Annotated in this window: 11 protein-coding genes; 7 read left to right on the top strand and 4 right to left on the bottom strand. The window is 66.2% G+C overall.

Annotation, left to right across the window (positions count from 1 at the left end; translation table 11 throughout):
• The 4 genes from hpaD to hpaH all read right to left on the bottom strand — a co-directional run.
• Window positions 1–781 (bottom strand): 3,4-dihydroxyphenylacetate 2,3-dioxygenase (hpaD, locus tag JHD07_RS16200; RefSeq protein ID WP_291623904.1); only part of this gene is annotated, 781 nt, incomplete at its 3' end.
• Between the two features lie 106 nt (window positions 782–887).
• On the bottom strand, window positions 888–2,426 hold the full coding sequence (gene hpaE / locus JHD07_RS16195) for a 5-carboxymethyl-2-hydroxymuconate semialdehyde dehydrogenase (protein ID WP_291623902.1): 1,539 nt from the start codon (window positions 2,424–2,426) through the stop codon (window positions 888–890).
• Window positions 2,419–2,817, bottom strand: coding sequence for a 5-carboxymethyl-2-hydroxymuconate Delta-isomerase (locus tag JHD07_RS16190; RefSeq protein WP_291623900.1), 399 nt, complete (start codon window positions 2,815–2,817; stop codon window positions 2,419–2,421). The genes hpaE and JHD07_RS16190 overlap by 8 nt, the downstream gene beginning before the upstream one ends.
• A gap of 31 nt (window positions 2,818–2,848) precedes the next feature.
• Window positions 2,849–3,655: a 2-oxo-hept-4-ene-1,7-dioate hydratase gene (gene hpaH / locus JHD07_RS16185; protein WP_291623898.1), complete on the bottom strand. Its 807-nt coding sequence runs from the start codon at window positions 3,653–3,655 to the stop codon at window positions 2,849–2,851.
• Window positions 3,656–3,765: 110 nt separating this feature from the next.
• Between hpaH and hpaR the strand changes: the two genes are divergently transcribed.
• From hpaR to JHD07_RS16150, 7 genes are all read left to right on the top strand, one after another.
• Window positions 3,766–4,284 carry a homoprotocatechuate degradation operon regulator HpaR gene (hpaR, locus tag JHD07_RS16180; protein ID WP_291623896.1) on the top strand — a complete coding sequence of 173 codons (519 nt, stop codon included), beginning with the start codon at window positions 3,766–3,768 and terminating at the stop codon, window positions 4,282–4,284.
• A gap of 115 nt (window positions 4,285–4,399) precedes the next feature.
• A complete protein-coding gene (locus tag JHD07_RS16175) occupies window positions 4,400–5,176 on the top strand; it encodes an aldolase/citrate lyase family protein (RefSeq protein WP_291623894.1) in 777 nt (258 codons plus the stop codon).
• A 157-nt stretch (window positions 5,177–5,333) separates the two neighbouring features.
• Window positions 5,334–6,857: a UxaA family hydrolase gene (locus tag JHD07_RS16170; protein ID WP_291623892.1), complete on the top strand. Its 1,524-nt coding sequence runs from the start codon at window positions 5,334–5,336 to the stop codon at window positions 6,855–6,857.
• A 218-nt stretch (window positions 6,858–7,075) separates the two neighbouring features.
• Window positions 7,076–7,594, top strand: a complete 519-nt coding sequence (locus tag JHD07_RS16165; protein WP_291623890.1) for a PAS domain-containing protein — start codon at window positions 7,076–7,078, stop codon at window positions 7,592–7,594.
• Window positions 7,572–8,876, top strand: a complete 1,305-nt coding sequence (locus JHD07_RS16160; RefSeq protein ID WP_291623888.1) for a methyl-accepting chemotaxis protein — start codon at window positions 7,572–7,574, stop codon at window positions 8,874–8,876. Before JHD07_RS16165 ends, JHD07_RS16160 begins: the two co-directional genes overlap by 23 nt.
• A 259-nt stretch (window positions 8,877–9,135) precedes the next feature.
• Complete coding sequence (locus JHD07_RS16155; RefSeq protein WP_291623887.1) at window positions 9,136–12,333, top strand: DUF2126 domain-containing protein; 3,198 nt, start codon at window positions 9,136–9,138, stop codon at window positions 12,331–12,333.
• A 27-nt stretch (window positions 12,334–12,360) separates the two neighbouring features.
• On the top strand, window positions 12,361–14,670 hold a 2,310-nt coding region (locus JHD07_RS16150; protein WP_291623885.1), incomplete at its 3' end, for a circularly permuted type 2 ATP-grasp protein.

Below are 14,670 nucleotides of genomic sequence, written 5' to 3'. Positions count from 1 at the left end.
CGTCGGGATCGCGCACATAGAGGAAGAACGCGTTCGAGATGCCGTGGCGTCCCGGCCCGCGCTCGATGTTCTTGACGAAGCCTTGCGAAGCCATGACGTCGCAGAGATGGATGATGTTCATCGCCGTCGGCGTCCAATAGGCGAAATGATGCAGCCGCGGTCCCTTGCCGTTGGTGATGGCGAAGTCGTGGACATTGCCCTTGCGATGCATCCAGGCCGCGGCGATGCGGCCGCTCGGTCCGTCCTCCTCGGCGTATTCGGTCAGGCGGAAGCCGAGCCGGGCGTAGAATTCCATGGTGTCCTGCACCTCGGCGGCGAAGACGTTGAAATGATCGAGCCGCTGCGGATGGCACCCCCGGTAGAGGTCGTAGCGGCGGAGCAGATGCGGCCGCCGGTCCATCGACGCGTAGAGCTCGATCTGGAAGCCGAAGGGATCGGTGAATTGCAGCGTGCGGCCCTGAAAAGGTTGATCGACGAACGCGTAGGCGAGGCCGTTCTCGGAGAGAAACCTTGCGGCCTTGTCGAGATCGGCGTCGTTGCCGACCTTGAAGCCGAGCCGCGCGCAGGCCGGCACTGCTGCCTTCCGCAGCACCAGCGAATGATGCTGATGCTCCTCGGCGGCGCGCAGGTACACGACCTTGTCGTCGGCATCCTCGACATGCAGGCCGACCATGCTCTCGTAGAACTCGCGGCTCAGCTTGAGGTCGGTCACGTCGAGCGCGACGTGGCTGGAGCGGATGATGTTGAACGGCGGCTCGAAGACGTGTTGCGGTACGGGCATGTGCGTTTCCCCTCGTTAGTCCCCGTCATTCCGGGGCGCCCGAAGGGCGAACCCGGAATCTCGAGGTTCCGGGTTCGCTTCGCGCCCCGGAACGACTGCTTGCCTTTTAAATCCCCAGTTTCTGTATCTTATGCGTGCCCCGCGCCAGCGAGACGTGCTTGGTTTCCATGTAGAAGTCGAACGAATAGTCCCCGCCGTCGCGGCCGATGCCGCTTGCCTTCATGCCGCCGAACGGCGTCGGCAGGTGGCGGACGTTCTCCGAATTCAGCCAGATCATGCCGGCTTCCAGCGCATCCGCAACGCGAAGCGCGCGGCCCATGTCGTTGGTCCAGACATAGCCGGTGAGGCCGTAGCGGATGTCGTTGGCGATCGCGATCGCGTCCGCTTCGTCCTTGAACGGTAGCACGGTGAGGAACGGGCCGAACACCTCCTCCTGCGCTACGCGCATCTTGCCATGCGCGCCTGTTACCAGCGTCGGCTCTACATAATGTCCGCCGCCGGGGCCGTCATGGGCCTTGCCGCCGACCGCGATGGTGGCGCCGTCCTGGCGCGCCACGTCGAAATAGGAGCAGACTTTTGCGAGATGCCGTTCGTGGATCAGCGGGCCGATCTCGGTGGCGGGATCGAGGGGATGGCCGACCTTCAGCGCCTTCACGCGCGCCGCCAGCTTCTCCACGAACTTTTCCGCGATGCTCTGCTGGATCAGCAGGCGGCTCGACGAGGTGCAACGCTCGCCGTTGAGCGAGTAGATCATGAACACGACGGCATCGAGCGCGCGGTCGAGATCGGCATCGTCGAACACGATCACCGGGTTCTTGCCGCCGAGCTCGAAATGCACGCGCTTTAGGGTCGGCGCACCCTGAACCATGATGGCCGAGCCCGTCGCGCTCTCGCCGACGAAGCCGATCGCCTTGATGGCGGGATGCTCTGTCAGCGCCTTGCCGGCCTCTTCGCCGAAGCCGTGCACGGTGTTGAGCACGCCGTCGGGCACGCCGGCCTCCTTCACGAGCTTCGCCAGGATGGAAGCCGTCACCGGCGACCATTCGGCGGGCTTGTGCACGACGGTGCAGCCGGCGGCTAGGGCAGGGGCGATCTTCCAGGTCGAGAGCATGAAAGGCGTGTTCCACGGCGTGATCACGCCGACCGGACCGATCGGCACGCGGGTCGAGAGGTTCCAGTGCTCGTCGCTCGGCGTGTTGAGGCCATCGCGCGCCTCCGCGCATTTGTCGGCGAAGAAGCGGAAATTCTCGGCAGCGCGGATCGCGGCCTTGGCCATGAAGCGATAGGCCTGCCCGGTGTCGATACATTCGAGTACCGCGATGTCCTCGGCATTGTCCTCGATGGCGTCGGCCACGCGATGCAGCAGCTTGCGCCGCATCGCCGGCCCCATGTCGCGCCAGGACTTGAAGGCGAGCGCCGCCGCTGTCGCCGCGGCGTCGATGTCCTCGGCATTGCCGCGGGCAACGTTGGCGAGCATTGCGCCATCGACCGGCGATTTCGTCTCGAATGTTTTGCCCGAGATCGAGGCGACGATCTTGCCGTCGATCATGTGGCCGATGCCGTCGGTGCGCAACGTCTTCAAGAGCGGCGCGAGGCGGTCGCGGTTGGCCTGGAACACATCGGCTTTGGGCGTGGGCTTATCCATGGGCAGCCTCCGCTTTCAGGGCGTCGTGGATGTTGTTGCGCTTCCAGCTGGTGTCCTTGTCGTTGATCTGCATGTCGAACGACAGAGCGAACTTGCTGGCGGCGAAGACGGGATCGAGATGTTTCGAGAGCGCCTGGAAGACGTGCTCACCGGCCTTCTGGCGGGCGGGAAGGTCGCGGCCCTCGCCGATGCGCAGCACCATGTCGAGAAAGCCGTAATCCTGGCGGGCGTCCGCGATTGCATAATGCTCGCACCTGACGGCGCGAACGCGGATGCCGCCGAGCGGGAAGATGCCGGTCTCGACGGCTGCCTTGCGCACGACCTCGCACACCGCGGCGATGTCGAGACGGCCGTCGAGATTGGCCGAATATTCGATGGTGAAATGCGGCATCGCCGTTTCACTCCCTGTCTTGTTGTTCGCATTAGGCGAAGTAGCAGCTCACCGAGCCGTAGGCGCCATAATCGGCTTGAATTGTGTCGCCCTTGCGGGTCTCGATCGGGCGGATGAAGGAGCCGGCCAGCACGACTTGCCCGGGCTCCAGCGCAAGGCCGAGCGGCGCGATCTTGTTGGCAAGCCAGGCCACCGCGGTGGCGGGATGATTGAGCACGCCGGCGGCAAGGCCTGTCTCTTCCAACTGGCCGTTCTTGAAGCAGAGCGCGCCGATCCAGCGCAAATCGGCGTCCAGCGGACGGATCGGCCGTCCTCCGAGCACGATGCCGGCATTCGCCGCATTGTCGGCGATGGTGTCGAAGATCTTTCGCGTCGCCTTGGTCTTGGCATCGACGCGTTCGATCCGCGTGTCCAGAATCTCCAGCGCCGGCACCACGAAGTCGGTAGCGTTGAGCACTTCGAAGAACGTGCAATCAGGGCCTGACAGGCGCTTCTTCATCACGAAGGCGAGTTCGGCTTCCACACGCGTGGCGATGAAGCGCTCCGTCGGAACGAGGCCGCCATCGGCAAAGAACATGTCGTCGAACAGCACGCCGGAATCGGGCTCGTCGATGTCAAGCGCGCTCTGCATCGCCTTCGAGGTCAGGCCGATCTTGTGGCCCTTGACCACGCGCCCCTCGGCGATCTTGACGTCGACCCAGGCCTTCTGAATCGCGTAGGCATCCGCGATGGTGATTTCGGGAAAGTCCTGCGAGAGCTGCCGGATCTGCGTGCGGGTCTTTTCCGCCTGGTGCAGACGCCTCGCGCAAGCTTGGATATCGTCGTTGTTGAGCGCCATCTGTAATCATAGAACCCTGGTGCCGCGAGATACTTAACATGTTAAGTGAATGCGTCAAACTCATTTTCGGCTTGTTGCACTGCAAACGTTGTCCGGCTTGAAAGGGCGTCATGACGAAGAAATCCGCCGATCCTGCCGACACCACCGTGCCTGCCGCGCGCCAGGTACCGATGCGCGACTTCTCGCGCTCGCTGCCGATGTCGCTGCTGCGGGCCCGCGAGGCAGTGATGCGGCAGTTTCGTCCCTCGCTGCGCGAGCACGGCCTGACCGAGCAGCAATGGCGCATCCTGCGCGCACTCGCATCCATCGAAGCGGTCGAGGTCACGGAGCTCGCGCGCACGGCCTTCCTGCTGGGGCCGAGCCTGTCGCGCATCCTGCGCGACCTCGAGGCGCGCGACCTGATTGAGCGCAGGACGGCGAAAGCGGACCAGCGCCGCAGCATGGTCTCGATCTCGAAGGAGGGGTTGAAGCTGATGGCCGCGGTGGCGCCGACTTCGGAGGCGATCTATGCCGAGATCACGCGGCGCTTCGGCGCAAGCAAGCTGGCCGAACTGCAGGAGATGCTCGGCGAGCTCGAACAGAGCCTTGCCGGGCTCGGCAGTGCCGACGACACACTCGCGGACGGGTGAACCCAGATATGCGTCCGTGCGCGGCGTGAGCCATGGACATTCACGCTTTTTTTCGCTCAAAGTGCGGCCCAACCCGATCCGCGGCGAGTGAGAGCAACAGGGAAGGAAAGGCAACGTGGCGAACAAAGTCAAAGAAATCTGGAAGTCGGGCAAGGCGGTCGTCAACGCCTGGCTTGCGATTCCCTCCGGCTTCTCGGCCGAGATGATCGCGCAATGCGGCTTCGACAGCGTCACGGTCGACATGCAGCACGGCGTGCAGGACTATCTCTCGATGGTGCAGTGCTTCCAGGCCATGGACAAGCACCCGGTCACCCCGATGGTCCGCGTGCCCTGGAACGAGCCCGGCATCATCGGCAAGGTGCTCGACGGCGGCGCCTACGGCGTGATCTGCCCGATGGTCAACACGCCCCAGGAGGCGCGGAACCTGGTCTCCTACTCCAAATATCCGCCTAAGGGCGTGCGCTCCAACGGTCCGATCCGCGCCGGCATGTATGGCACCGCGGGTTCCTACCAGAAGACGGCGAACGACGAGATCGTGCTGCTGCCGATGATGGAGACCAGAACCGCGGTCGAGAACATGGAAGCGATCCTCGACGTCGAGGGCATCGACGGCGTCTATATCGGCCCGTCCGATCTCGGCTTCTCCTACGGCCTCGAGCCCAAGCTCGACCGCACCGAGCCCGAGATCCTCGCGATCTACGACAAGATCATCAAGGAGTGCGGCAAGCGTGGCCTCAACCCCGGCATTCATTGCAGCGGCGCCGAAGGCGCTGCGCGCGCCATCAACATGGGCTTCAAGCTGGTGACGCTGTCCAACGAAGTCGGCCTGATGACCACCTACGCCAAGATGCAGGTGAACGCGACCCGCAAGGATTCAGGCGGCAAGGCGTAAGCTCTCGTGTCCCGGACGCGATGCGGTGCGTAGCACCGCTTCGCAGCGCCGGGACCCCGAAGCCTGCGACGACATGATAGATGGGCCTGGCTCAGCAGCGCACCGTTTCCCGCTGCGCTGCGTCCGGGGCACGATGGTTTCGATACAGGAGATTCCCATGACCCTCAGCCCCGTCATCCGCCTGCATCCCGATGATGGCGTGCTGATCGCGCGCGCGAGCCTGCCGCCGGGAACATCGGTCGCCGACGGCGTGACCACGCTCGAGCGCATTCCCTCCGGCCACAAGGTCGCGATCGAGCCGATCGCGGTGGGCGAGCCGGTCAGGCGCTACGGCCAGATCATCGGCTTTGCCACGCAAGCCATCGCGCCGGGCCAGCACGTGCACACGCAGAACTGCGGCATGGGCGATTTCGCCAAGGACTACGCCTATTGCGTCGACGTCAAGCCGACGCCGAATTTCGACCTGCCGGCGACCTTCGAAGGCATCCGCCGCCCGGACGGCCGCGTCGCCACGCGCAATTATATCGGCATTCTCACCTCGGTGAATTGCAGCGCGCATGTCGCCAGCCTCGTCGCCGACGTCTTCAAGAAGAACCCCTTCACCGGCGACAATCCGCTCGCCGACTTCCCCAATGTCGACGGCGTGGTCGCGCTGACCCACAAGACCGGCTGCGGCATGACGCAGAACGAGCCGCTCGCATTGCTCCGCCGCACGCTCGGCGGCTATGCGCGGCACGTCAATTTCTCGCATGTCATCGTGCTCGGCCTCGGCTGCGAGGTGAACCAGATCGGCGGGCTGATGGAGGAGCAGAAGCTCGCCGGCCGCCTGCGCGCGATGGACATCCAGGAGGTCGGCGGCACCCGCAAGACGGTCGAAGCCGGCATCGCCTTCGTGCGCGAGGCGCTCGCCGATGCCGACAAGGTCAAGCGCGAGACCGTGCCGGCAAGCGAGCTCACCGTGGCGCTGCAATGCGGCGGCTCCGATGGCTATTCCGGGGTATCGGCCAATCCGGCGCTCGGCGCCGCCAGCGACCTCGTCGTGCGCCATGGCGGCACCGTGATCCTGTCGGAGACCCCGGAGACCTACGGGGCCGAGCATCTGCTGACTCGCCGTGCCGTCAGCCGCGAGGTCGGCGAGAAGCTGGTCGATCTCATGCGCTGGTGGGACGAATACACCGCGCGCGAAGGCGCCGAGATGAACGCCAATCCGAGCCCCGGCAACAAGGCCGGCGGCCTCACCACGATCCTGGAAAAGTCGCTCGGCGCGATGGCCAAGGCGGGCACCACCAATCTGGTCGAGGTGCTCCGCTACGCCGAGCCCGTCACCAAGAAGGGCTTCGTCTTCATGGACACGCCCGGCTACGATCCCGTGGCTGCGACCGGGCAGGTCGCGGGCGGTGCCAATCTGGTCTGCTTCACCACGGGTCGCGGCAGCGTGTTCGGCTGCAAGCCGGCGCCCTCCATCAAGCTCGCCACCAACACGCCGATGTACAAGCGGATGGAAGACGACATGGACGTCAATTGCGGCACCATCCTCGAAGGCGAGGAGAACGTGGAGCAATGCGGCCAGCGCATCTTCGATCTGATCCTGAAGACGGCTTCGGGAAAGCCGACCAAGAGCGAGAGTTTCGATTTCGGCGGCGCCGAGTTCGCGCCCTGGGTGCTCGGCGCAACGATGTAGTCGCGCCGGGAGCGCGGTGCAACCGCAACGCAGTCGCAACTGAGAACGACGCGTGTCGTTTGCAGCCGGTGCAACGATCCCTCGCCACGTATTGGTACGGAGGTGCGGATCTTGCTTGCGGGTTCCCAAACTTACATCTGGTTAACACTGTTCCCGTAGACAGGAGGTGATGCGGCTCCACAGCGTGGCGGGCCGGCCTTTGCGCGAGGGTCCGACAGATGCAAGCGATACGTCCCACGGGGGTGGAAAATCTCCTCGGTGAGGAGGAGTTGATCGTATCGAAGACCGATCTGAAAGGCCGCATCATCTACGCCAACGATGTCTTCATCCGCATGGCGAAGTACTCGTGGAAGGAGCTGATGGGCGCGCCCCACAGCCTGATCCGCCATCCCGACATGCCGCGCGCCGTCTTCAAGCTGCTCTGGGACACGCTGCAATCCAAGCAGGAGATCTTCGCCTACGTCGTCAACTTGGCGAAGGACGGTAGCCATTATTGGGTGTTCGCCCACGTCACGCCGACATTCGACGAGCGCGGCAACATCGTCGGCTATCATTCCAACCGTCGCAAGCCGGATCCCGCGCAGATCGAACGCATCAAGCCGATCTACAAGACGCTGTGCGCGGAAGAGGCGCGGCATGCCAATGCCAAGGAGGGCATGCAGGCGAGCTTCGAGGCGATGGTCGGGCTGCTGAAGCAACAGGGTGTCGGTTACGATGAATTTGTGCTCTCTCTCTAAGGCGCAGGGAGCGACCGCGCTCGCGTGTGGTCTCGCCGTCGTTGCGGTCGTCCTCTCGCTGCTCGGTCTGACCGGCATCGCCAGTGCCGCCTTGCTCGGCGCCACGGTCGCGCTGCTCGGCTACGCTGTCTGGTGCCAGCACCTTACGGCGGTGGCCGTCGACGAGGTGGTCGATGTGTGTCGCAAGGCGGCGCGCGGCGATCTCGAGGCGCGGATCATGAGCGACCGGCAGGCCGGGCGCATCGGTGCGATCCAGAAATCCGTCAACGACATGCTCGACATCACCGACGCCTTCGTTCGCGAGGCCTCGGCGTCGATGGACTATGCCAGCCGCGGCAAGTATTTCCGCAAAATCCTCGCGCGCGGTCTGCCCGGCTCGTTCCGCCGCTCGGCGGTGGTGATCAATGCCGGCACCGACAGCCTCGGCCGCCGCGTCGAGGAGATCGCCGGCCTGGCGCGGCAGTTCGGTACCCATCTCGACGCGGTCGCAGGCGGACTCATGGGCGCCGCGACCGATCTCGAAACCGATGCCGGCCAGATGGCGGCCGCGGCGGAGAAGACAAGCCGGCAGACCTCGGGCGTGCTCAGTGCCTCCGACCAGGCCTCGCGCAACGTCGCCACCGTCGCCAGCGCCGCCGAGCAACTCGCATCGTCGATCGCCGAGATCAATCGCCAGGTGGCCGGCTCGACCGCGAGCACGGGACGGGCGGTGAACGAAGCCAATCGCGCCGGCAGCGAGATCCGCAACCTTGCGGACGCTGCGATGCAGATCGGCGACGTCGTCAAGCTGATCAGCGAGATCGCCTCGCAGACCAACCTGCTTGCGCTCAACGCAACGATCGAGGCGGCTCGCGCGGGCGATGCCGGCCGCGGCTTCGCCGTGGTGGCGTCCGAGGTCAAGAGCCTCGCCAACCAGACGGCGAAGGCGACCGAGGAGATCGGCGCCAAGGTCGGCGAGATGCAGCAATCGACCGCCACTTCGGTCGCGGCCGTCGAGGCGATCGCGCAGACCATCGCCGAGATCGACGGCATCACGGCCTCGATTGCAGCCTCGATCGAGCAGCAGGGCGCCGCGACGCGCGAGATCGCCCGCAACGTTCAGGAAGCCTCCGCCGGCACCTCGCAGGTCTCCTCCAACGTCACAGGCATCAGCGAAGCCGCGGCCGACACCGGCCGTGTCGCCGCCCGCGTCAACAGCGCCTCCGAGCGCGTCCACGGCGAAGTCGGAACGCTCCGCCACGAGGTGACCCAGTTCCTGCAGCGGCTGACCTCGGCGGCGTAGAGTTCTACAAAATGAGGTCGTCATGCCCGGGCTTGTCCCGGGCATCCACGTTCTTGGGGGCGGCGGCAAAGGTCGTGGATGGCCGGGACAAGCCCGGCCATGACGCCGTGGAAGCATCGCCGCGCTAATACTGACGTCGAACGCAATCCCCTCCACGGCGACCCGGAATACTTACTAGGCACCCCGTGCCCGTTGTTAGTGCTTGATCGCGCCTCCCTCCGGTGTTCTGCTCAAAAAAGCTGCTGGAGTACCGCACCCCGTGTCGATCTACGTCGCATTACACCACGTCACGCACTACAAATACGACCGCCCGATCGACCTTGGCCCGCAGACGATCCGGCTGCGGGCCAAGGTCGATCGGGCGGTCGTATTTGTAGTGCGTGACGTCTTTCCCGAGAAGACCACCGAGCTGAAATTCGAGGTCGACTTCACGGCGCAGATGACCGTGGTCAACCCGTTCGACTTCTTCGTCGAGCCCTATGCCGACAGCTTTCCGTTCGACTATCCGAAGGACCTGAAGACCGAGCTTGCGCCTTATCTGGAGACCATCAAGCCCGATCGCCTGTTCGCCAAATTCCTCGATTCGATCCCGCACGAGGCCCCGAACACCGTCAACTTCCTGGTCGATCTGAACCGCGAGCTCCAGAAGAAGGTCCGCTACATCATCCGCATGGAGCCGGGTGTGCAGACGCCGGAGGAGACGCTCGCCTCCGGCGCAGGGTCCTGCCGCGACTCCGCCTGGCTCTTGATCCAGACCGTGCGCCATCTCGGTCTCGCCGCCCGCTTCGTCTCCGGCTATCTGATCCAGATCCGTCCCGACATCGACCCGATCGAGGGACCGCCGGAAGTCGAGAACGATTTCACCGATCTGCACGCCTGGGCCGAGGTCTATCTGCCGGGCGCGGGCTGGATCGGGTTCGACGCGACCTCGGGCATGCTGGCGGGCGAGGGGCACATCCCGGTCGCTGCCACGCCGCATTATCGCTCGGCAGCGCCGATCTCCGGCGGCGCCGGCTTTGCCGAGGTCGAGTTCGGCTTCGACATGAGCATCAAGCGCATCCGCGAGGCGCCGCGCATCACAAAACCGTTCTCGGATGAATCCTGGGCGCGGCTCGACGATCTCGGCGAGCAGGTCGACGGCGATCTTTCGAGCGCCGACGTGCGGCTGACCATGGGCGGCGAGCCCACCTTCGTCTCGGTCGACGATCTCGAAGCGGGAGAATGGAATACGGAAGCGGTCGGCCCGACCAAGCGCGCGCTCGGCGACGATCTGATCCGCCGGCTGCGGACGCGCTTTGCGCCCGGGGGCCTGCTGCATTACGGCCAGGGCAAATGGTATCCGGGCGAGAGCCTGCCGCGTTGGGCCTTCGGCCTGTACTGGCGCAAGGATGGCGTGCCGATCTGGAAGAATGTCGACCTCATCGCCAAAATCGAAAATCCGCGCCGTGCCGAGGTGAAAGACGCCGAGACCTTCATGGAAGGCACGGCGGCCCGGCTCGGCCTCGATGCCGGCTACATCATGCCGGCTTACGAGGACACCGCGTACTGGCTCCAGAAGGAGGCCGAGCTTCCCGTCAACGTCGATCCCTCCGATTCTAAATTGGCGGATCCGGAAGCCCGCGCGCGGATGGCGCGCGTGTTCGACGAGGGCCTCAACACACCGCGCGGCTTCGTGCTGCCGGTGCAGCGCTGGAACGCGCCGCCGCGCTGGCGTAGCGAGCGCTGGCAACTCCGGCGCAGTCATCTGTTCCTGATGCCGGGCGATTCCCCTCTCGGCTTGCGCCTGCCGATCGGCTCGCTCGGTTACGTCCCGCCCAGCCAGTATCCCTATATCGTCGAGCAGGACCCGATGGAGGCTCGGGACAAGCTCCCGGTGTTCACGCTCGCCGCGCGTCCGGAATCCCCGCCGCGGGCGGCGCCCGAGAATCTCAACACCTCCGTCCCGGTTCGCACCGCGATGTCGGTCGAAGTCCGCGACGGTGTGCTCTGCGCCTTCATGCCGCCGGTCGAGCGCATCGAGGACTATCTCGAACTGGTCGCCGCGCTCGAAGCCACCGCGGAGGAGATGCAGCTGCAGGTCCATGTCGAGGGCTACCCGCCGCCGTTCGATCCACGAATCGAGGTGATCAAGGTGACGCCCGACCCTGGCGTCATCGAGATCAACATCCAGCCGGCGAAGAACTGGCGCGACGCGGTCGAGATCACCACAGGTCTCTATGAGGACGCGGCGAAGGTGCGACTCGGCGCCAACCGTTTCCTGGTCGACGGGCGCCACACCGGCACCGGCGGCGGCAATCATGTCGTGGTCGGCGGTTCCTCGCCGCAGGATTCCCCGTTCCTGCGCCGGCCCGATCTGCTCAAGAGCCTCGTGCTGTATTGGCAGCGGCATCCGTCGCTGTCCTATTTCTTCTCCGGCCTCTTCATCGGCCCGACCAGTCAGGCGCCGCGCATCGACGAAGCCCGGCACGACAGCATCTACGAGCTCGAGATCGCGCTCTCGCACGTGCCGCCGCCTGGCGCGCAGACGCCGCTGTGGCTGGTGGACCGGCTGTTCCGGCATCTGTTGGTCGACATCACCGGCAACACCCACCGTGCCGAGATCTGCATCGACAAGCTCTATTCGCCGGAGGGCACGACCGGCCGGCTCGGTCTCGTCGAATTCCGCGCGCTCGAAATGCCGCCGGATCCGCGCATGTCGCTGGCGCAGCAGCTCCTGATCCGCGCGCTGATCGCAAGGTTCTGGCGCGAGCCGCTGAGCGGCAAGTTCGTGCGCTGGGGCACTGCGCTGCACGATCGTTACATGCTGCCGCATTTCATCTGGGAAGACTTCCTGGACGTCCTCACCGAGCTGAAGCAATTCGGCTACCCTTTCGAGCCGGAATGGTACCTGGCCCAGCTCGAATTCCGCTTCCCCGCCTTCGGCCGGGTCCATCATGGCGGCGTGACGCTGGAGCTGCGCCAGGCGCTGGAGCCCTGGCACGTGCTCGGCGAGGAGGGCTCGGCCGGCGGCACGGTGCGCTATGACGACTCATCGGTCGAGCGGCTTCAGGTGAAAGCCGAGGGCTTCGTCGAGGGCCGCCACATCGTGACCTGCAACGGCCGTCGCCTGCCGATGACCCCGACCGGCCGCTCGGCGGAGGCAGTGGCCGGCGTCCGCTTCAAGGCCTGGCAGCCGGCCTCCGGCCTGCACCCGACCATTCCCGTCCACGCGCCCCTGACCTTCGACTTGATCGACACCTGGAACGGTCGATCGCTCGGCGGCTGCGTCTACCATGTCGCCCATCCCGGCGGGCGCAGCTACGACACCAAGCCGGTCAACACCTACGAGGCCGAGGCGCGGCGGTTGGCGCGCTTCCAGGACCACGGCCACACCCCGGGACCGATGCAGCCGCCGCCCGAGGAACGCACAAATGAGTTTCCGCTGACGCTCGACTTGCGGACCCCGCTCCTGCAATGAGTATGATGGTGGGGCAGGGAGAGGCGCATGGCCGAGGGCGCAGCCGAACAGAACGACAAGGCGGGCAGGGAAGCCGGCCAACGCCGCCTCGCGCAATGGGTTCGCGACTATAGAAGGCTGCCCGGCATCCCCGACGAGTTCTTAGGCCCGGACGGCACGCCGCGCCCGGTCTGGAACCGCTTCTTCGACGACTTCGGCGCGCTGGCGCCCGACGAGATCGAGCGGCGCTTCGGCATGGCCGACCGCCACTTGCGCGAGGCGGGGGTCACCTATCGTGCGCCCGGCGACAGCGCCGACCGGCCCTGGGCGATCAGCCATCTGCCGCTCTTGATCGATCAGGCCGACTGGCAACAGCTCTGCGCCGGCATCACCCAGCGCGCCGAACTGCTCGAGCGCGTGCTGCGCGACATCTATGGCGAGGGCCGGCTCGTCGCGGAAGGCGCGCTGCCGGCGGCCGCGATCGCCGGCAGCCCCGAATATCTTCGTCCCGTCTGCGGCGTGCCGCCGCCGGGCGGGCGCTATCTCTCGCTCTATGCCGCCGATGTCGGCCGAGGCCCCGACGGCCGCTGGTGGGTGCTCGGCGACCGCACCCAGGCGCCGTCGGGCGCGGGCTATGCGCTGGAGAATCGCCTGGTGCTGTCGCGCGCCTTCTCCGATCTCTACAAGTCGATGAACGTGCCGCGCGTCGCTCCGTTCTTCGAGGCGTTCCGCGATTCCTTGCGCGCGCGCGCCGACCGCGACGAGCCCAGGATCGGCGTGCTCACCCCCGGCAGTTTCAGCGAGACCTATTTCGAGCATGCGACGCTGGCGCGCTATCTTGGTTTTCTGCTGGTCGAAGGCGACGACCTCGCCGTCAGCGACGACCACGTCCACATCCGCACCGTCGCCGGCCTGAAGCGGCTCGACGTGCTCTTGCGCCGCGTCGATTCCAACTCGCTCGATCCGCTCGAGCTCGATGCCTCGTCGCGGCTCGGTGTGCCCGGCCTGATCGACGTGCTGCGCAAGGACGGCGTCGTCGTCGCCAACATGCCGGGCTCGGGCGTGTTGGAGGCGCGGGCGCTGCTCGGCTTCCTGCCGGCGCTGAGCCGCCGCCTGCTCGGCGAAGACCTGAAGATGCCGCACATCGCGACCTGGTGGTGTGGGCAGCGCGCGGCCCGCGACGAGGTGCTGGCGCGGCTCGACGAGGTCGCGATCGAAGGCGCCTACCAACGCAGTGTGCCCGGCTTCGACTCGAGCAGTCCTGTGCTTCCGAGCGAGCTCGATGCGGCCGACCGCCGGCGCCTCGCCGACGCCATTGCTGCGCGCGGCATGGACTATGTCGGCCAGGAGGTGGTGCGGCTCTCGACCATGCCGGTGTGGGAGCAGGGGCAGCTGACGCCGCGTCCCTTCGTGCTGCGCGTGTTCGCGGCTGCCACGCCCGAGGGGTGGGCCATCATGCCCGGCGGCTTCTGCCGGATCGCCGAGCAGCCGGATGCGCGCGCCGTGTCGATGGGCGACGGCGCCCGTGCCGCCGACGTCTGGGTGGTCTCGGACAAGCAGGTCCCGACCGCGACGCTGCTGCCGGCGACCGACAAGGTGCGCATCCGTCGCATCGCCGGCGTGCTGCCGAGCCGCGCCGCCGACAATCTGTTCTGGCTCGGCCGCTACCTCGAACGCGCCGAGGCGACGCTGCGCCTCGTGCGCGCTTTGGGCTCGCCGAGCGGGCCCAACAAGGGCACCGCGGCGTCAGTGCAATCGGCCGAACGCATCCAGCGCCTGCTGGTGGCCTGGGGCGCGATCTCGCAGACCTCGCGCGCCTCGGCCGGGCGGATCACGGCCGAAGCGTTGCAGAGCGAAGCGCGTTTCGGCTCGGCGCTGTCGCTGGTGCGCGCGGCGCAGCGCACCGCGACCTCCTTGCGCGAGCGATTGTCGCCCGACGCCTGGCAGGTCATCACCGAAATGGCCGAGCGCCTGGCTGACGGGGTCGAGGACGACGACGGCGTGCTGAGCGCGGCCGAACTGACCTTACAGGAGCTTTCGAGCTTCGCTGGCCTTGCGCAGGAGAACATGAACCGCGCCGCGGGCTGGCGCTTCCTCGACATCGGACGGCGCACCGAGCGCGCCATCAACACCACGCGCTTCACGCGCCAGTTCGCCTATGACGAGGCGGGCGACGAGGATCTCGACATCCTGCTGACGCTGGTCGATTGCCAGATCACCTATCGCTCGCGCTACCTGCTGGCGCCGATCCTGGCCCCGGTGCGCGACCTCGCCGTGCTCGATCCCTACAATCCGCGCTCCGTGGCGTTTCAGGTGGCGACGCTGAACGAGCATATCGCCGCGCTGCCGAGCCTCAAG

Origin of the sequence: Bradyrhizobium sp. (genome assembly GCF_016462955.1) — a bacterium.
Lineage (GTDB): Bacteria > Pseudomonadota > Alphaproteobacteria > Rhizobiales > Xanthobacteraceae > Bradyrhizobium.
Note: the sequence above shows the minus strand (reverse complement) of the source record. Positions and strands in the feature narration are given on the sequence as shown.

Coding starts and splice junctions, on each gene's coding strand:
- hpaE (WP_291623902.1), bottom strand. CDS start 2,426: ATGGATAAGCCCACGCCCAAAGCCGATGTGTTCCAGGCCAACCGCGAC.
- JHD07_RS16190 (WP_291623900.1), bottom strand. CDS start 2,817: ATGCCGCATTTCACCATCGAATATTCGGCCAATCTCGACGGCCGTCTC.
- hpaH (WP_291623898.1), bottom strand. CDS start 3,655: ATGGCGCTCAACAACGACGATATCCAAGCTTGCGCGAGGCGTCTGCAC.
- hpaR (WP_291623896.1), top strand. CDS start 3,766: ATGACGAAGAAATCCGCCGATCCTGCCGACACCACCGTGCCTGCCGCG.
- JHD07_RS16170 (WP_291623892.1), top strand. CDS start 5,334: ATGACCCTCAGCCCCGTCATCCGCCTGCATCCCGATGATGGCGTGCTG.
- JHD07_RS16165 (WP_291623890.1), top strand. CDS start 7,076: ATGCAAGCGATACGTCCCACGGGGGTGGAAAATCTCCTCGGTGAGGAG.
- JHD07_RS16160 (WP_291623888.1), top strand. CDS start 7,572: ATGAATTTGTGCTCTCTCTCTAAGGCGCAGGGAGCGACCGCGCTCGCG.